We start from the raw sequence: 17,635 nt of genomic DNA, 5'->3' as shown, positions 1-17,635 counted from the left end.
ACCCTACGCTACGGGACCCGTAGCGTAGGGACGTTAGACTCCGTCTAGTCGATCTAGCTCAGGGAGGGCGGCGGATGCGGGAATCGGAAGTGACCTCGATGGATGACGCGCGGATCCCTGCCCCGGGATTCGACGTGCGGGAGTTCGCGCGCACGGCGGCGGGCAGCCATCGCGATGCGCTCGATCTCGAGTCGTATCGGAGCAACCCGGTGACGGACGACACGTTGCGGATCCTTCGTTATATGCAGATCATCGAGCGTGCGACCATGACGCATCTGCGCAGCGTGCTCGTCACCGCGACGCACAAGGATGCGCGCATCACGGCGTTCCTCACCACCTGGGCGTATGAGAAGTACTGGATCGCCGACGCGATCGAGCAGATCCTGCTCGCTCATCAGCCCGAGGGTGCCGAGCCCGATCGATCGCCTTTCGTCACGCCCGTCGAGCGCACGATCCGGGAGTCGATCTTCGCGAACATCGTCGGCGTGCCCATGATCGCGGTGCACATGGCGCAGGGGACCGTCGATGAATGGATCACCCAGGCCGCGTACCGTCGTCTCCTCGAGCTCGACCCGAATCCGCAGCTGGCCCAGACCGTCACCCGCTTCCTCGAGGTCAAGGAGCGGCAGCTGGTCTTCTTCGAGGCGCAGGCGCGATTCCGGCTCGAGAGATCCGCCCAGTCCAGGAAGCTCACCCGCCGCCGACTCAGCCGTATGGCGTGGCCCATCGGCGCCAAGGCCCAGTCGCGTGCAGACACCGACTTCTACTTCTCCCACCTGTTCGCAGATCGCGCGGCTCTCCTCACGGAGCTCGATGACCGCGTCGACTCCCTCCCTGGCCAAGGCGGACTGGGACTCTTTCGAAAGGCTGCTCGCCTGTGACCTCTGCCACCACCACGTCCGCTCCGTCGCTCACCGATGAGCACGTCTTCCTCACGGGAGGCACCGGTTTCGTCGGTCAGGCGATCCTCGAGCGGCTGCTCTCGAGTCATCCGGGCACCCGGATCACCGTGCTCGTGCGCAGCAAGGGCAGTCAGACGGGCGAGACGCGGCTGGCGAACATGCTGCGCAAGCCCGTGTTCTCGAAGTGGATCGAGTCGCTCGGCGAAGAGGCCGCTCGCGCGGAGTTCGCCCGACGGGTGACGGCGCACGAGGGCTCGCTGACCGACGTCGGCGAGCTTCCCGACGATATCGACGTCGTGCTGCACAGCGCCTCGACGGTGTCGTTCGATCCGCCCATCGACGAGGCTTTCGACACGAACGTCGGCGGTGCGTACGGCGTGTACGGAGCCCTGCTCGCCAGCAAGAGCGACCCTCACGTCGTGCACATCTCCACGGCGTACGTCGGCGGCATCCGCAAGGGCATCGCTCCCGAGGCCTCGCTCACGCACGACGTGGACTGGCGAGCGGAGTACGAGGCGGCGAAGTCCGCGCGGGTGCGCGTGGAACTCGAATCGCGTCAGCCCGAGGCGCTGCGCAAGCAGCTGGAGCGCGCGCGGGGACGCCATGGCAAGACCGGGCCGCAGGCCGTCGCGCAGTTCGCCGAGACCGCGCGCACCGAGTGGGTGCGCGAGCGTCTCGTCGACTACGGCCGCACGCGGGCCGAGAGTCTCGGCTGGACCGACGTCTACACCCTCACCAAGGCGTTCGCCGAGCGCGCCGCCGAGGAGCTGTGGTCCCAGGCGGGTCATCGTCTTTCCGTCGTGCGCCCCTCGATCATCGAGAGCGCCCTGCGGCATCCGTTCCCCGGTTGGATCGACGGGTTCAAGGTCGCCGACCCGCTCATCATCGCGTACGGACGCGGCCAGCTTCCCGACTTCCCGGGTCTTCCCGACTCGATCCTCGACATCATCCCGGTCGACTTCGTCGTCAACGCCGCGCTCGCTGTCGCGGCGAGGCCGGCCGAGCCGAAGAAGCCGCAGTACTTCCAGGTGGTCTCCGGCGCCACCAACCCGCTGCCGTTCCACCGGATGTACGAGAACGTGAACTCGTACTTCACGCGCAATCCTCTGCCCGACGAGAACGGCGACATCACCGTGCCGCGCTGGCGCTTCCCCGGCGGAGAGAAGGTCGAGAAGGCCCTCGTCCGCCGGGAGCGTCAGGCGGTGCAGATGGAGAAGGTCATCGAACGGCTGCCGGCAGGCGACCGGACAACGCGGTGGCTGGAGAAGATCTCCAAGGGCAAGTTCGCGCTCACGCAGCTGCGAGGATTCACCGAGCTGTACCGCGCGTACGTGCAGACCGAGATCGTCTTCGACGACAGCAATACGCGGGCGCTGCTCGCCTCGCTCCCTGATGACGTGCAGCGCGACGAGGGCTTCGACGTCACCGAGATCGACTGGGAGAACTACTTCCAGGAGATCCATTTCCCCGCCGTCACGACGTTGACGAGGGCGTTCGGCAAGAGGCGCCCCGCGGGTGCGAAGGCCGAGCGCACACTGCCGGTGCGCGACGGCGTCGTCGCGATCTTCGATCTCGAGGGCACCGTCTTGGAGTCGAACCTCGTCAAGCAGTACCTGCAGCTGTGGAGCGCGACCGTGCCGCGGAAGCGGCTCGCACACGATCTCGTCGACTTCGTGTTCTCCCTGCGCCGGTACTGGCTCGCCGAGCGGCGCGACCGCGGCGCGTTCATCCGCACGTTCATGCGACGCTACGAGGGCTTCCGGGTCACCGAGATCCAGCGCGAGGTGCAGGGCCGATTCGGCCGCGCCATGATGCGTCGCGCGCTTCCCGAGGCGCTCCAGCGCGTGCAGGAGCACCGCGCCGCCGGACACCGCACGGTCCTGGTGACCGGAACGATCGACCTGATGGTGGAGCCCTTCGTGCCGTTCTTCGACGAGGTCGTCTCGGGGCGGATGCAGGAACGCGACGGCGTGCTCACCGGCTTCCTCGCGGGCCCGCCCCTCGTCGACGAGGCGCGTGCCGCGTGGCTGCGACGTTATGCCGAGCAGAACGGCGTCGACCTGGAGCACTCGTTCGGCTACGGCGACAGCCACGCCGATCTGGTGTGGCTGCAGCTGCTGGGGAACCCCCATGCGGTGAATCCGGACATCCCGTTGTCCCGCCATGCTCGGGAGAAGCGCTGGAAGGTGCTTCACTGGAAGCGTGGTCCGAAGCGAGACTCCCTGACGGAAGGTGCGTGACATGGCATTCGATATCGACAAGTACACCGCGACCTCGGTCAGCGTGAACTGGCAGGACCTGGACTTCGACGAGTTCACGACCAACCCGCTGCCGGAGTCGACGCTGCGGAGCCTCCGCTACATGTGCGACATCGAGTACCACACAGTCTGCTACCTGCGTGATCTTCTCGTCACGCCCTCGCACAAGGAAGCCGACGTCAGCGCGTTCATGACGATGTGGAACCGCGAGGAGTTCTGGCACGGCGAGGCACTGGCGGCTGTGCTCGGCGCGCACGGCATCACCGTCGACTTCGACCAGCTCAAGGCGACACGCCTGAAGCTGGGCTGGAAGGATCGTCTGGACCCGATCAAGCAGTCCCTGCTCGGCAACATCGTCGGCAAGGACTTCATCGCCGTGCACATGATCTGGGGTGCCGCGAACGAATGGTCGGCCGTCGCCGCGTACAACCGCCTCGCCGAGCTCGAGAAGCACCCGGTGCTCGCCGAGCTGCTCAAGCGCATCGCCAAGCAGGAGGCCCGCCACGTGGCGTTCTACGCGACGCAGGCGCGCGAGCGCCTCGGAGCGAGCAAGAAGGCGCAGAAGCTCGCCCGGTTCGCACTCAAGAACGCCTGGGGACCGGTGGGGTCGAGCGTCATGGAGCCCGCCGAGGTCACCCACGTCATGGGGCACATCTTCGCCGGCGAGGAGGGGCTGCGGGAGATCCGCAAGCTCGACGACCACATCTCCAAGATGCCGGGGCTCGAAGGCCTCACGATCGTCGAGTCGTCGATGAAGAAGTACGGCGTCGAGGCGACCGCCGCCTGACCTGCGGGGAGTCGGGCGTCAGCCCGCCCACTCGATCAGGACGAGCCCCTGCTTGGTGTCGGCGAGCTTGACCCATCCGTCGCCGAAGAGGTAGGTCATGCCGTAGCCGGCGTCGTCGGTGCCCATCGAGTACTGCGGATCCTCGGTGAAGTAGATGCCCTCGGGGGAATCCTCCCGTCGCCAGCCGCCGGCGACCAGCGAATCCTGCGCACGTGCCTCCTCGTCGACCGTGATCGGAGACCAGCCGTACAGCTGTCCGTGGTCGGAGCCGACCGAATAGTCGGCCCAGAAGCACAGGAGGCCTGCGGTGAGCTCGACGTCGCCGATCACGAACTCCTTCGGCTCCGACGTCCACCCGGCACTCGAGAGTGCGTCGACCGTGCCGGCGGAGATCATCGTCTCGCAGGAGATCGCCTCGGCAGGCTCGGTCGGCTCGGGAGTGGCCACGGGCTCGATGCTGTTCTCCGGCGTGGGCGCCGCCGATGCGGAGGGAGAGGGCTCGGGCTGCTCGGCGGGCGCCCCGCATCCGGCCAGCACCGCGAGGCCCAGGAGTCCACCGGCTGCGGCGAAGATGATACGGCGGGACATGGTGTGCCTCGGGGTCGGGATCAGTCGTGATTCAGTCGTGCAGGAGCGAGAGGAAGGCGTCGTGGAGGATGCCGTTGGTGGCGAGTGTCGAGCGCGCCGAGATCGTCTCGTCGCCGTCGAACGACGTCATGCGTCCGCCCGCCTCGCGCACGATCGGGACGGCTGCCGCGATGTCGTACTCCTTGACGTCGAACTCGGCGACCATGTCGATGCGGCCTTCGGCCAGGAGCATGTAGGCATACACATCCCCGTATGCGCGGTCGCGCCAGACACGATCGGCGAGAGCGAGGAGGGCATCGCGCTTTCCGGCATCCGTCCATTGCGCGATGCTCTGGAAGCTGACGCTCGCGTCGTCGAGGGAGGCCACAGCAGACGCCTGGAGCCGTCGCGGGCCGTCATCTGTCGCTGTCCACGCTCCCTCGCCGGCGGAGGCCCACCAGCGTCGTCCGAACGCCGGCATGCTGACCACTCCGACCTGGGGGACGCCGTCGATGGCGAGGGCGATCATGGTGCCCCAGAGCGGCACTCCGCGCAGGAAGTTGGCGGTGCCGTCGATCGGGTCGATGATCCACTGACGCTCGGTGCTGCCCTGCGCGCCGTACTCCTCGCCGAAGATGCCGTCCTCCGGACGTTCGACTTCGAGGATGCTGCGGATCGCGCGTTCCGTGGCGAGATCGGCATCTGTCACGTGCGAGTTGTCGGCCTTCGTCGAGATCTCGAGGTCGGCCGAGTCGAAACGCGGGAGCGACTGCGCGTCGGCGGCGTCTGCGAGACGCAAGGCGAGCTCGAGATCGCGAGTCAGGAGATCGGCGCGGGGGGAGTCGGTCACAGTCCAAGAATAGTCGCTCGGCCCAGGCGGCCAGAGGGACGTTCCGCCAGGTTTCACGCCCATCGAGGGAGGGCCACGCCCGGGGTCGGTTCGATTTCGTCTGGGACCGATCGGCTGGTAATGTAATTCCTCGGTCGGGGTCATCCCGGGCCACGCACCTCTAGCTCAATCGGCAGAGCAACTGACTCTTAATCAGTGGGTTCTGGGTTCAAGTCCCAGGGGGTGCACGGATCAGCCTCGTGGACACTCTCGCCAGTGTTCACGGGGCTTTTCTGCTTCTCAGGGTCGGACGTAGGGTTCGGGTATGGAAACGACCCCTGAGCTCGTCTCGGAACTGCGACCGGACGACGTCTTCGTCTTCGGATCGAACGCCGGCGGTCTGCACGGAGGCGGCGCGGCGCGGATCGCTCACGAGCGCTTCGGGGCGGTGTGGGGCGAGGGGCGCGGCCATCACGGCCAGACGTATGCGATCGACACCATGAGCGGTCTCGAGACACTGGCACGGGAGGCGGGCGACTTCATCGCATACGCGGCCGCCCACCCGGAACTCCGCTTCCTGCTGACGCCGGTCGGATGCGGCATCGCCGGGTACACGCCGGAGCAGGTGGCGCCGCTCTTCGCGGGCATCCCGGCGAACGTCACCGTCCCGGCCTCCTTCGCGCCTTACCTCTGACACGAGATGCGATACCGTGAGCCTCATCTCGGAGGGGGATCAGCGATGCGCAGATCGATGCGAACGGCACTGCTGCTCGTCGGCGCGATCGCCGTGGCGGCGGGACTCTCCTCCTGCGCTGCGGCGGAGAAGACCGTCGACTACACCGCGGAATCCGTCACACTCGCGCCCGGGGAAGCCCTCGTCGTCGACTTCGGCGAGGTCAACGCCACCGTCGGCCAGGAGTGGGTGCTCACGCAGGAGCCGGATGCCGCGGTGCTCGGCCCCGGTGAGGAGCGGTCGCGCTACCTCGGCGACGACGGCATGACCGGCGCGCCCAGCGAGGTCACGTACCGGTTCGCACCGGTCGGCGAGGGCACGACGGTGATCGAGTTCGAGTACCGCTTCCGCGGATCCGTGCCCGAAGAGGCCGACGAACAGAAGACGGCGAAGATCGAAGTCACGGTGAAGTGAATCACGCCACCGCGATGACCTGGCCTCCGGTGAGGCGGAGCAGCTCGTCGAACGTCAGGGGCATCACCGTGTGCGGGTGACCCGCCGCAGCCCAGACCACGTCGAACTGCCGCAGATCCGCGTCGACGAAGGTGCGCAGCGGAGCCGGGTGACCGACGGGTGCGACGCCGCCGATCGCCTGGCCCGTGGCCGCACGGACGACGGATGCCGGCGCCATCGCCACCTCCTCGGCGCCGATTCCGGCAGCCAGCACGCCGAGGTCGGCGCGGTGCCCGCCGCTGGTCATGACGAGCACCGGATCGCCGTCGGCGAGGAACACGAGACTGTTCGCGATCGCCGCGACGTCGCAGTCGATCGCGGCAGCGGCCTCGGCGGCCGTGCGTGCCGAGTCGGGAAGCACCCGGATCTCGGCGTCGACACCGGCGTCCGCCAGATGAGAGTGCACGATGCGGCTGCGTTCGGGCAGGGAGGGCACGTCGCTCATCACTCCACCGTATCGAAGCCGCATCGTGCCCTCAGGCGGCGTCGCCGATCAGGATCGCCTGAGCGTCTTCCGCTTCGGCATCCGCCGGCTCGTCATCGATGTGGGCGACTACGCGACGTCCGAGGAAGATCGTGAGCGCCGCGAGCAGCACCGACACGGCAGCGAAGACGTAGGGAATCGTCGCATTGAACGCGTGCCACAGCAATGCGGCGATCGGAGGAGCCATCGCGCCGCCCAGGAACCGCACCGCCGAGTACGCCGATGACGCCACGGAGCGCGGGAGGTCGGTCGCCTCCATCACGGCCTCCGTCAGCACGGTGTTCATGACGCCGAGCAGCAGACCGCCGATGACGATGCAGGCGACCAGGGCGGCCGCGCTGCCGACGACGAGACCGGCCACGACGAGGTCAACGGCGAGCAGCGGCAGCACGATGAGGATGATGCGTGTCCGAGGCATCCGACGCATGAGGACGGGGGCGACCCAGACGCTGGTGACGGCGAGGGCGACGCCCCACCCGAAGAACGTGAACCCGATGCCGAGCGCGCCGAAGCCGAGCGGGAACGGGGAGAACGCGAGCAGCACGAAGAAGCCGATGTTGTAGAACAGGGCGGCGACCGCGAGGATCGCGAGTGCGGGACGACGCAGCGCGGTGAAAGGCGCCGAGAACCGCACGGGCTGACGCTTCTCGCCGGGGCCGCGGAGCAGCACCAGCACCGCGAGGAACGCGATGGCCATCAGCACGACGACGCCGAAGAACGGTCCGCGCCAGCTCTGCTCGCCGAGGATGCCGCCGAGGAGCGGACCGATCGCGATGCCGAGACCGAGGGCCGCCTCATAGAGGATGATCGCCGCGCTGCTGCCACCGGACGCCGCACCGACGATCGTCGCCAGAGCCGTGGAGATGAAGAGCGCGTTGCCGAGCCCCCAGCCCGCACGGAAGCCGATGACGGCGTCGACGCTGCCGCTCAGGGCGCACAGCAGCGAGAAGGCGACGATCAGGGCCAGACCGATCAGCAGGGTGGCCTTCGCGCCGATGCGGCTGGAGATCCAGCTCGTCACCAGCATCGCGAGGCCGGTCACCAGGAGGTAGCTCGTGAACAGCAGCTCGGTCTCGACCGGCGAGGCTTCGAGCGACTCGGCGATCGCGGGGAGGATCGGATCGACCAGCCCGATGCCCATGAAGGCGACGACGCAGGCGAAGGCGACCGCCCAGACCTGCGCGGGCTGCTTCCACACCGAGGTGGTGGCGGGGGTGTTCAACGTGCTTCTCCTGTCGAGTCGGGGGCGGTGTGCGCAGCGAGGATCTCCGCCGCACGGGTGAGGGTGGACCAGTCGTCATCGCTCAGTCCGGCGAAGCGCGGAGCGAGGGTCTCGCGGAACTCGGTGCGCCATGCGGCGAGCGTCTCCGAGCCCTGTGACGTGATGTCGACGACGATGGCTCGTGAATCGTCGGGGTCGGGGGAGCGGAGCACGAGTCCGTCGCGCTCCAGTCCGCCGAGCAGACGCGTCATGCCGGGCTGCGTTGTGCGTGCGGAGGTTGCGAGAGCGCCTACGCGCTGCGAGCCCGCCTGCTCGAGCAGACTGAGCACCCGCCATTGGGCGGCGGGCGCGTCGTTGCCGGCATCCTGCGCAGCGATGCGACCGAGCGCATAGCCCGACAGCACGAGCGCGGGGATCACATCCGAACGATTCATACCAACAAGTATATACCTGTTGGTATGAATGCGGGAGGCTATCGCCGAGCGCTCGCGATCCGAGCGGACAGCTGATGCGCATGCGCCAGAAGCGTGCGCCCGAGGTCGGCGATCCGATCGTGGCCGAAGCGGAACTCCACGCCGGTCAGGCTCAGAGCCCACTCCGGTCGGCCGGATCGATCGAACACCGCCGCGCCCATGCCCCAGCTGCCCTCGACGATCAGGCCGGGGTTCACGGCGTAGCCGCGTTCCTTCGTCTCGGCGAGACGGGTGCGCAGCGGGGAATCGCCATGAGCGCGGCCCCAGCTGCTCTCGAGCTCGGGATGACGCTCCAGATAGGCATCCACATCGTGGTCAGGCAGGAATGCGAGGATGGCGAGGCCGGCGCTGGCGACGCCGAGCGGGAAGCGCACGCCCTCGCTGAGGACGAACGAACGGATCGGGAACGAGCCCTCCTCGCGCAGGAGACAGACGGTCTCGTCCGCTCGGCGCACCGAGAAGAAGGCGCTCTCCTCGGTCTTGACGGCGAGCGAGCGCACGATGTCGCGGGCGAGAGACGTGACGTCGTAGCGGGCTGCCGCCGCGGAGCCCATCAGGAAGAGCTCGGGTCCTGGCATCCATCGCGTGCTCTCGGCGTCGCGGTCGACCAGGCCCTCGGCCTTCAGCGCGCTGAGCAGGCGGTGCGTCGTGGAGCGCGAGAGGTCGGCCGCACGAGCGAGGTCCTGCAGCGCCGCACCGTCGGCGCCGGATGCCGTGACGAGGCGGAGGAGTCGGGCGGCTCGGGCGATGGCCTGGGCGCCCGGCACGCTGCGCGAGGCTGATTCCATAATGTGGACGCTACGCGCACGATCGCCCACATCGCAAGAAGAGGGTTCCGCTCGCCGGTACAGAAGGCGGATGCTGGGGGCAAGGCACGGATTCGAAGGAGTAGGCGTGATCGACAAGCAGTGGGAATCGGCGGCTTCGGCCGTCGCCGACATCACCGACGGTTCATCGCTCGCGGTCGGAGGATTCGGGCTCTCCGGCAATCCGATCGCCCTCATCGAGGCGTTGCTCGCGCAGGGGACGAAGGATCTCAGCGTCGTGAGCAACAACTGCGGCGTCGACGACTGGGGCCTCGGCGTACTCCTCGCCGCCCAGCGCATCCGCAAGATGACCTCGTCGTACGTCGGCGAGAACAAGGAGTTCGAGCGGCAGTTCCTCTCCGGTGAGCTCGAGCTCGAGCTCACCCCGCAGGGGACGCTCGCGGAGAAGCTCCGTGCCGGCGGCTCCGGCATCGCCGCCTTCTTCACCCAGACGGGCGTCGGCACCCAGGTCGCCGAGGGAGGACTGCCGCGGCGGTACAACGCCGACGGGTCGATCGCGGTCGCCTCTCCCGTCAAGGACGTGCGCACGTTCGACGTGAACGGCGAGCCGAAGGAATTTGTCCTCGAAGAGGCCATCACGACCGATTTCGCGCTCGTGCACGCCGCAGCAGGCGACCGGCACGGCAACCTCGTGTTCAACAAGGCGGCGCGCAACTTCAACCCGCTGGCCGCGATGGCCGGCCGCGTCTGCATCGCCCAGGTCGAGCGCCTCGTGGAACCGGGCGAGCTCGACCCCGACAGCATCCATCTGCCCGGCGTCTTCGTCCACCGGATCATCGAGGTCGGCACCGACATCCCCAAGCGCATCGAGCGACGCACGGTGTCTGCGCCCGTCGCCGCGGAAGGAGCCTGACATGCCGCTCACCCGAGACCAGATGGCCGCCCGTGCTGCCGCCGAGCTGCAGGACGGCGCCTACGTCAACCTCGGCATCGGCCTGCCCACCCTCGTTCCGAACCACGTGCCGGCCGACGTCACCGTGGTGCTGCAGTCGGAGAACGGCATCCTCGGCGTCGGGCCGTACCCGCAGGAGGATGCGGTCGACCCCGATCTCATCAATGCCGGCAAAGAGACCGTGACGGTCCTTCCGGGATCCGCGTTCTTCGATTCTGCGGCGAGCTTCGGCATGATCCGCGGCGGCAAGATCGATGCCGCGATCCTCGGCGCGATGCAGGTCTCGGCATCCGGCGACCTCGCCAACTGGATGATCCCCGGCAAGATGGTCAAAGGGCCGGGCGGCGCGATGGATCTGGTGCACGGCGCCGGCCGGGTCATCGTGCTGATGGAGCACGTCGCCCGCGACGGATCCGCGAAGATCGTGAACGACTGCTCGCTCCCGCTCACCGGGCGCGGGGTGGTCGACCGCATCATCACCGACCTCGCCGTCATCGATGTGACCGACGACGGACTGGTGCTCGTGGAACTCGCCCCCGGGGTCACGGTCGACGAGGTGGTCGCGGCCACCGAACCGCCCCTTGCCATCTCGGGCGTCCTCTCGGGCGCTCTCACCGACGAAAGGACCACGGAAAATGGTTGAGAAGAGCACGAGCGCGGACGACATCGTCATCGTCGCCGCCGCCCGCACCCCGCAGGGACGCCTGAAGGGCCAGCTCGCCGCATTCACGGCTCCGCAGCTCGGCTCGCTCGCGATCCGCGGAGCGCTGGAACAGGGCGCCGTCGATCCTGCGGATGTCGACGCGGTCATCGTCGGCCAGGTCCTCGCCGCCGGTTCGGGACAGAACGCCGCCCGCCAGGCCGCCATCGGCGCCGGCATCGGCTGGGACGTGCCCGCGCACTCGGTGAACAAGGTCTGCCTCTCCGGCCTGACCGCCGTCATCGACGCCGCGCGCATGATCCGCACCGGAGACGCCGGGGTCGTGGTCGCCGCGGGCATGGAGTCGATGACCCGGGCGCCGCACCTGCTGATGGGGTCCCGCGACGGCTGGGCGTACGGCAGCGTCGAGGTGCTCGACCACATGGCCTACGACGGGCTCACCGACGCGTACGACCGCGAGAGCATGGGCGCATCGACCGAGCGGCACAACGCGCGCTACGAGCTGACGCGTGAAGCCCAGGATGCCGTCGCCGCGCTGTCGCACCAGCGCGCGGCGTCCGCGCAGGAGGCCGGGGTGTTCGATGCCGAGATCGTGACCGTGTCGGTGCCCCAGCGACGGGGTGAGCCCGTGCTCGTGACCAAGGACGAAGGCATCCGCCCGGACACCACGGTCGAGACGCTCGGAGGGCTGCGTGCGGCCTTCGCCGAGGGCGGCTCCATCACGGCGGGGAACTCGTCGCAGATCTCCGACGGCGCGTCCGCGGTGATCGTGACGTCCCGCGCGATCGCCGAGGAGAAGGGGTGGCCGGTGCTCGTGACCGTCGGCGCCAGCGGCCAGACGGCCGGTCCCGACAACTCCCTGCAGGCGCAGCCGGCGCGTGCGATCGAGAAGGCGTGCGCGAAGCACGGCATCACTCCCGCCGATCTCGATCTCGTCGAGATCAACGAGGCCTTCGGCGCGGTCGTGGCCCGGTCGCAGGGGGAACTCGGCCTCGACAGCGGGATCGTGAACATCCACGGCGGCGGGATCGCCATCGGCCACCCGATCGGCGCATCCGGCAACAGGCTCGTGGTGCATGTCGCCCATGAACTCGCACGTCGTGGCGGGGGCACGGCCGCGGTCGGCCTCTGCGGCGGCGGCGGTCAGGGCGAGGCGCTCATCCTCACACGATGAGGTCGGGCTCGCGGGGCAGAGTCAGCGACGCCGGTCGCCGGCGTGGTCCTGCGCGTCGGCGAGAGCCTTCTGCGAGCGGAACTGCAGGCGCTGCGCCTTCTTGGACTTCTTGATCGACTGCGGCGAGTCGGCATCCACGCGTGCGCCGCGACGGGCGCGGCGCATGTCGACGGTCGCGCCGACGGCCAGGGCCATCGTGATGCCCCAGCTCACCCACGAAAGCGCAGAACGCCACGTGATGGGTTCCTGCCGGGTGCCGCGCAACAGCGAGATTCCCGCGGAGATCGCGGCGACGAGTCCGGTGCTGAAGAGGTAGCGCATGCCCCTACGCTACCCGCCTGCGCCCCAGGCCGTCCCGAGCCTTGACAACCCCTCCCGGATGCTGGCAGGGGCATAGGTGGTGAACGAGAGCCGCAGCGTCCGCTCGTCCGCTGTTCCGGAGAAGAATGAGGCACCGGGCACGTAGGCGACGTCCTGGGCGAGGGCACCGCCGAGGGATGCGGCTGCGTCCATGCCTTCCGGCAGGCGCACCCATACGAACATGCCGCCGTCGGGACGGTTCCACGTGCTTCCGGCGGGGAGCACGCTCGGCAGCGCGTCCAGCATGGCGTCGCGCCGCTCCGCATACGCCGAGCGGATGCGGTCGAGCGCCGGCTCTCCTCGCCCCGAGACGAGGTAGTGCGCGGCCGCGGCCTGGTCGATCGTGGAGGTGTGCAGGTCTGCGGCCTGTTTGGCGATCGTCACCGTGGGCCGGACATCGTGGGTGGTGCGGATCCACCCGATGCGGAGGCCGGGAGCGATCACCTTCGAGAAGCTGCCGAGGCTCAGGACATGATCCGGGGCGAACGCGGCGAGGGAGGGGAGCGGGTCGCCGGAGTAGCGCAGCTGACGATACGGCTCGTCCTCGATGATCCGGAACCCGCGCCGCTGCGCGATCTCGGCGATGTGCCGCCGCGCCTCGAGGTCGTGCGTGCGGCCCGTGGGGTTCTGGAAGGTCGGGACCGTGTAGAAGAACTTCGGGGCGTGCTCCTCCGCGGCCTTGTCCAGCGCGTCGAGGTCGAGACCGTCGTCGTCGTAGGGGATTCCCACGACCCGGGCGCCGGCCAGCGCGAAGGTCTGCAGCGCTGCGAGGTAGCAGGGCTCCTCCACCAGGATCGTGTCGCCGGGATCGATCAGCGAGGTGGCCAGCAGCCCGAGTGCCTGCTGCGACCCGGTGGTGATGATCAGGTCGGATGCCGCCGTCTCGAGGCCGTCGGCCGTGTAGCGTCGTGCGACCTCCTCGCGCAGAGCGGCGCTCCCCTCGGACGTCGAGTACTGCAGGACAACGGGCGACTCGAGGACCGCATCGAAGGAGGCGCGGATGCCGTCGAGGTCGAACAGCTCGGGCGCGGGCAGGCCGCCGGCGAACGAGATGACCTCGGGGCGCTCGGTCAGCGCGAGCAGGTCGCGGACCGGGGAGGTCTTCGCCGAGCCTGCGCGCAGTGATCGGTCAGGGAGGGCACGTCGGGGCGTGGAGGTCTGCGGGGCAGAGGTCAACTGTTCCTCCTGGGGCGAGAGCGCGAGGACGGGGAGTGTCGACCAGACTAGTGCCGCGGTGCATGCCGCACTCTCCCTGCCGCCGTCCCGTGCGACCCGATACCATGGGGGAGTCGCGGCTCAGTCCGCGGCCGCACAACCGTGTAACTACCGGGCCGCGGGCATTCCCGCGGACAGCGGCGGCACCCGACATCGCGTCATCGACGTGCGAGAGCCATGACACACGCCACACCCCAGACCCAGCCGCACCCGTCGGCTGCACCGAGCCTGTTCCGCCTGGCCGGCCTTCCCTACTTCCTCATCGCGTTCGTCGCGCGACTGCCGTTCGCGATGATGGTGGTCGGCGTGCTCACCGTGGTCGTATCGGCCCGCGGCTCGCTCTCCCTCGGCGGACTCACCTCGGCAGCCGTCGGTCTCGGGACAGCCTGCTTCGGTCCGCTCCTGGGGGCGGCCGCCGACCGGTTCGGTCAGCGCGGCGTGCTGCTCGTGATCGCTCTCGCCAACGGGACGATGCTCGTCGTGTTCACACTCGTCGTATACGGTTCGGCGGCCGACGGCTTCGTGCTGCTCGCCGCGGCCGGGATCGGAGCGACCGCACCGCAGGTCGCACCGCTGTCGCGGTCGCGTCTGGTCACGATCATCCGCGAGCGGATGCCGCATGAACGCCGCGCTCGCACTCTCTCGGGCACAATGGCCTACGAATCGGCCGCCGATGAGACGGTGTTCGTGTTCGGTCCGTTCCTGGTGGGCGTCCTCGCATCGGCGATCGCGCCGTGGGCACCCCTCGCGGGAGCCGCGGCCCTCACCGTGCTGTTCGTGGGCGCCTTCGCACTGCATCCGAGCGGGCGTCACGTGTCGCAGGAGCGCGGGGCCGACGGCAAGGCGCCATCCGCCGTGTCCGAGCTGTTCCGGCCGCAGCTGCTCATCGTCGTGATGGGCATCCTCGGCGTCGGGATCTTCTTCGGAGGGATGCTCACGGCGCTCACGTCGTTCATGGCGGACCGGGGCGCGCCCGAGCAGGCCGGGCTCCTCTACGGCGTGATGGGCGTCGGCTCGGCGATCCTCGCACTGGGCGTCGCGTGGCTGCCTCCGGCATTCACGCTGCGCGCCCGGTGGCTGGCGTTCTCCGGCATCCTGCTCGTCGGGAGCCTGCTGCTCCTGTTCGTGGACACACCGCTGACGATGATGATCGCGCTCGGAATCATGGGAATCGGCATCGGGCCGACGCTCGTCACCCAGTACAGCTTCGGCGCCGCCCGCAGTCCGCTCGGACGCTCGGCGACCGTGATGACGATGCTCGGCTCGGGTGTGGTGGTGGGGCAGTCGCTGGGAGCCGCGACGACCGGGGAGATCGCCGAGAGCATGGGCACCGCCCCGGCGCTCCTCGTCCCGATCATCGCGACCACCGTCGTCTTCGCCGCCGGACTCGCGAACTGGTTCCTCAGCCGCACCGCGCCGCGCGCTGCGCGCGCCGTCGCCTGACGCTCTGGCGAACGGCGCGCGGCAACCTCGGTAGCCTGGGGAGTATCCAACCCCTGGCGTGAGGAGTCATCATGGCCGCCGCAGAATTCGTCGTGGTCGCCAATCGGCTGCCCGTCGACCGTGTCGTTGGACCCGACGGCGAGGAACTGTGGCGCACGTCTCCCGGCGGACTCGTCGCCGCTCTCGAGCCCGTGATGAAGGCGGTGAACGGCGCCTGGGTGGGCTGGCCGGGCCAGGCCGATCTCGATCACAAGCCCTTCACGTCCGACGGCATCCGTCTGATCCCCATCGCGCTGAGCGAGCAGGAGGTCGCCGAGTACTACGAGGGCTTCTCCAACGACACCATCTGGCCGCTGTACCACGATGTCATCGCGCCGCCCCAGTATCACCGTGAATGGTGGGACGCCTACGTCGCTGTGAACCGTCGATTCGCGGATGCCGCCGCTGCCGCCGTGGCGGAGGGCGGCACGGTGTGGGTGCACGACTACCAGCTGCAGCTCGTGCCGCAGATGGTCAGGGCCCTGCGCCCCGACGTGACCATCGGCTACTTCCACCACATCCCGTTTCCGACGCACGGGCTGTACATGCAGCTGCCGTGGCGCGGGCAGGTGCTGCGCGGTCTCCTCGGGGCGGACGTCATCGGCTTCCAGCGGGCGACGGATGCCACCAACTTCCTCAACGCGATCCGGCGCCGGCTGAAGTACGACATCAAGTCGTCGACGGTCACGGTGCCGTCGGGCAACGGCGAGATCGACGGGAAGGGCGACTCCCATAAGGCCCTGGTCAAGGCCTTCCCGATCTCGATCGACACCGTGCCGTACCTCGAGCTCGCCGCGAGACCCGACATCCAGGCGCGGGCGGCCGAGATCCGGGCGAGCCTCGGCAATCCCAAACGCATTCTCCTCGGCGTCGACCGTCTCGATTACACCAAGGGGATCGGGCATCGTGTGAAGGCCTACGGAGAGCTTCTCGCATCCGGTGACCTGTCGGTCGAGGACGTGACCCTCGTGCAGGTGGCGAGCCCCAGTCGCGAGCGCGTCGACGCCTACGCGAACCTGCGCGACGAGATCGAGCTCGCGGTCAGCCGCATCAACGGCGACACCGACACGATGGGCCACACGGCCATCCGCTATCTGCATCAGGGCTTCCCTCGTGAGGAGATGGTCGCCCTGTACCTCGCGGCCGACGTGATGCTCGTGACCGCGCTGCGCGACGGGATGAACCTCGTCGCCAAGGAGTACGTCGCCACCCGCATCGACAACCGGGGTGTGCTGGTGCTGAGCGAGTTCGCGGGCGCCGCCGATGAGCTCGGCAGTGCGATCCAGGTGAACCCGCACGACATCGAAGGCCTCAAGGAGGCGATCATGCGCGCCGTCGAGATGCCGCCGCGCGAGCAGTCCCGGCGCATGCGGTCGCTCCGCCGCCGCGTGCTCGACCACGATGTGAACGCCTGGTCCGACTCGTTCCTGTCGGCCCTCGCCGCGGCGCGCAATGCACGCTGACGCGCCTGCCACTGCCACTGCCACTGCCATGACCTCGACCTCGACTGGAGAACACGTGACCCGCGCCTGGACCCCCGGAGCCCCCGACGCCGATCTGTCGGCGCTCGCCGCGACGCCCCGACTCGTCGTCGCCCTCGACTTCGACGGCACGGCGTCGCCGCTCATCCCCGACCCCATGGCGGCGCGAGCACTGCCGACCGTCGCCGCGCAGGTCGCCCGCCTCGCCGCGCTCCCCGACACGGTGGTCGCGTACGTCTCCGGGCGCAGCATGCACGATCTCCGTGAGATCACCGAGCACACCGACGACTCGGTCATCGCGCTCGCCGGTTCCCACGGCGCCCAGTACTGGTTCCCCGGCGACGCCGACGCCGCGTCGGCCGATGCGGCCGCCGAGGACGGCGAGCGGGAAGAGCTCTGGGCCGCGGCACGTCCGATCATCGAGCGCTACGAGGGCGCCGAGTTCGAGCCGAAGACGTTCGGGATGGGCGTGCACACGCGGCGCGCCGACCGGGAGACCGAGGAGCGCGTCTTCGCGGAGGTCGACGCGCTGGTCGCCGAGCGGTTCCCGCACTGGCGCCGCCGCGCAGGGCACCGCGTGCTGGAGTTCTCGTCCCGCAGCGAGGGGAAGGATGCCGCCATCGCGGCGCTCCGCGAGCGCTTCGACGCCACCGGCATCCTGTTCGCCGGCGACGACGTGACCGACGAGGACGCGATGCGCGTGCTGCAGCCCGGCGATCTCGGCGTCCGCGTCGGCCCGGGGGAGAGCGCGGCGATCCTGCGTGTGGAGAACCCACAACAGATCGGCGAGCTTCTGGAGGCGCTCGCGGACGAGCGCTCGTCGCTGCGGGAATAG

General features: G+C 69.0%; 19 protein-coding genes and 1 tRNA gene. 12 read left to right on the top strand and 8 right to left on the bottom strand.

Features of this window, described 5'->3' with window-relative positions:
* Positions 1-98 precede the first annotated feature (98 nt).
* The 3 genes from DW306_RS16460 to DW306_RS16450 are packed head-to-tail and all read left to right on the top strand — an operon-like array spanning position 99 to position 3,947.
* On the top strand, positions 99-881 hold the full coding sequence (locus tag DW306_RS16460; RefSeq protein ID WP_240747232.1) for a hypothetical protein: 783 nt from the start codon (positions 99-101) through the stop codon (positions 879-881).
* Entirely contained in the window at positions 878-3,142 is a 2,265-nt protein-coding gene (locus DW306_RS16455) for an SDR family oxidoreductase (protein ID WP_136056662.1), read from the top strand. The genes DW306_RS16460 and DW306_RS16455 overlap by 4 nt, the downstream gene beginning before the upstream one ends.
* Position 3,143: 1 nt before the next feature.
* On the top strand, positions 3,144-3,947 hold the full coding sequence (locus DW306_RS16450) for a ferritin-like domain-containing protein (protein WP_136056661.1): 804 nt from the start codon (positions 3,144-3,146) through the stop codon (positions 3,945-3,947).
* An 18-nt stretch (positions 3,948-3,965) separates the two neighbouring features.
* On the opposite strand, the gene DW306_RS16445 is transcribed toward DW306_RS16450, so the two are convergent.
* Together DW306_RS16445 and hisN are read right to left on the bottom strand one after the other, a co-directional pair.
* Complete coding sequence (locus tag DW306_RS16445) at positions 3,966-4,535, bottom strand: hypothetical protein (protein ID WP_136056660.1); 570 nt, start codon at positions 4,533-4,535, stop codon at positions 3,966-3,968.
* Between the two features lie 31 nt (positions 4,536-4,566).
* Positions 4,567-5,364 (bottom strand): histidinol-phosphatase, encoded by a 798-nt coding sequence (hisN, locus tag DW306_RS16440; RefSeq protein WP_240747231.1) that lies wholly within the window; start codon positions 5,362-5,364, stop codon positions 4,567-4,569.
* Between the two features lie 154 nt (positions 5,365-5,518).
* On the opposite strand from hisN, the gene DW306_RS16435 reads away from it, so the two are divergent.
* The 3 genes from DW306_RS16435 (at position 5,519) to DW306_RS16425 (ending at position 6,490) form a co-directional block, all read left to right on the top strand.
* Positions 5,519-5,591: transfer RNA gene (locus DW306_RS16435), tRNA-Lys, on the top strand.
* Positions 5,592-5,668: 77 nt separating this feature from the next.
* Entirely contained in the window at positions 5,669-6,037 is a 369-nt protein-coding gene (locus DW306_RS16430; RefSeq protein ID WP_136056658.1) for a hypothetical protein, read from the top strand.
* 57 nt (positions 6,038-6,094) lie between these two features.
* Positions 6,095-6,490: a protease inhibitor I42 family protein gene (locus tag DW306_RS16425; RefSeq protein ID WP_136056657.1), complete on the top strand. Its 396-nt coding sequence runs from the start codon at positions 6,095-6,097 to the stop codon at positions 6,488-6,490.
* Between the two features lies 1 nt (position 6,491).
* Here the strand turns inward: DW306_RS16425 and DW306_RS16420 are convergent, their stop codons facing one another.
* Genes DW306_RS16420 through DW306_RS16405 form a run of 4 tightly spaced genes read right to left on the bottom strand, consistent with a single transcriptional unit; the run spans position 6,492 to position 9,496 of the window.
* Positions 6,492-6,974, bottom strand: a complete 483-nt coding sequence (locus DW306_RS16420; RefSeq protein WP_136056656.1) for a YbaK/EbsC family protein — start codon at positions 6,972-6,974, stop codon at positions 6,492-6,494.
* 31 nt (positions 6,975-7,005) lie between these two features.
* Positions 7,006-8,235 (bottom strand): MFS transporter, encoded by a 1,230-nt coding sequence (locus tag DW306_RS16415; protein ID WP_136056655.1) that lies wholly within the window; start codon positions 8,233-8,235, stop codon positions 7,006-7,008.
* Positions 8,232-8,669 (bottom strand): MarR family transcriptional regulator, encoded by a 438-nt coding sequence (locus tag DW306_RS16410; protein WP_136056654.1) that lies wholly within the window; start codon positions 8,667-8,669, stop codon positions 8,232-8,234. The genes DW306_RS16415 and DW306_RS16410 overlap by 4 nt, the downstream gene beginning before the upstream one ends.
* Before the next feature lie 38 nt (positions 8,670-8,707).
* Positions 8,708-9,496: an IclR family transcriptional regulator gene (locus tag DW306_RS16405; protein ID WP_136056653.1), complete on the bottom strand. Its 789-nt coding sequence runs from the start codon at positions 9,494-9,496 to the stop codon at positions 8,708-8,710.
* A gap of 106 nt (positions 9,497-9,602) precedes the next feature.
* Here DW306_RS16405 and DW306_RS16400 point away from each other — a divergent pair, with 106 nt between their 5' ends.
* Genes DW306_RS16400 through DW306_RS16390 form a run of 3 tightly spaced genes read left to right on the top strand, consistent with a single transcriptional unit; the run spans position 9,603 to position 12,262 of the window.
* Positions 9,603-10,388 (top strand): CoA transferase subunit A, encoded by a 786-nt coding sequence (locus tag DW306_RS16400; RefSeq protein WP_136056652.1) that lies wholly within the window; start codon positions 9,603-9,605, stop codon positions 10,386-10,388.
* A 1-nt stretch (position 10,389) separates the two neighbouring features.
* Positions 10,390-11,070, top strand: coding sequence for a CoA transferase subunit B (locus tag DW306_RS16395; protein ID WP_205814198.1), 681 nt, complete (start codon positions 10,390-10,392; stop codon positions 11,068-11,070).
* Complete coding sequence (locus tag DW306_RS16390; RefSeq protein WP_136056651.1) at positions 11,063-12,262, top strand: acetyl-CoA C-acetyltransferase; 1,200 nt, start codon at positions 11,063-11,065, stop codon at positions 12,260-12,262. Before DW306_RS16395 ends, DW306_RS16390 begins: the two co-directional genes overlap by 8 nt.
* Before the next feature lie 21 nt (positions 12,263-12,283).
* On the opposite strand, the gene DW306_RS16385 is transcribed toward DW306_RS16390, so the two are convergent.
* Complete coding sequence (locus DW306_RS16385; protein WP_136056650.1) at positions 12,284-12,583, bottom strand: hypothetical protein; 300 nt, start codon at positions 12,581-12,583, stop codon at positions 12,284-12,286.
* Between the two features lie 9 nt (positions 12,584-12,592).
* Positions 12,593-13,798, bottom strand: coding sequence for a PLP-dependent aminotransferase family protein (locus DW306_RS16380; RefSeq protein ID WP_240747230.1), 1,206 nt, complete (start codon positions 13,796-13,798; stop codon positions 12,593-12,595).
* Positions 13,799-14,014: 216 nt separating this feature from the next.
* Here DW306_RS16380 and DW306_RS16375 point away from each other — a divergent pair, with 216 nt between their 5' ends.
* From DW306_RS16375 to otsB, 3 genes are all read left to right on the top strand, one after another.
* On the top strand, positions 14,015-15,280 hold the full coding sequence (locus DW306_RS16375; RefSeq protein WP_136056649.1) for an MFS transporter: 1,266 nt from the start codon (positions 14,015-14,017) through the stop codon (positions 15,278-15,280).
* Between the two features lie 71 nt (positions 15,281-15,351).
* Complete coding sequence (locus tag DW306_RS16370) at positions 15,352-16,782, top strand: trehalose-6-phosphate synthase (RefSeq protein WP_136056648.1); 1,431 nt, start codon at positions 15,352-15,354, stop codon at positions 16,780-16,782.
* A gap of 55 nt (positions 16,783-16,837) precedes the next feature.
* Positions 16,838-17,635, top strand: coding sequence for a trehalose-phosphatase (gene otsB / locus DW306_RS16365; protein WP_205814197.1), 798 nt, complete (start codon positions 16,838-16,840; stop codon positions 17,633-17,635).

Origin of the sequence: Microbacterium sp. K24, assembly GCF_004794465.1 — a bacterium.
Taxonomy (GTDB): Bacteria; Actinomycetota; Actinomycetes; order Actinomycetales; family Microbacteriaceae; genus Microbacterium.
This window is presented reverse-complemented; position numbering and strand designations above follow the sequence as displayed.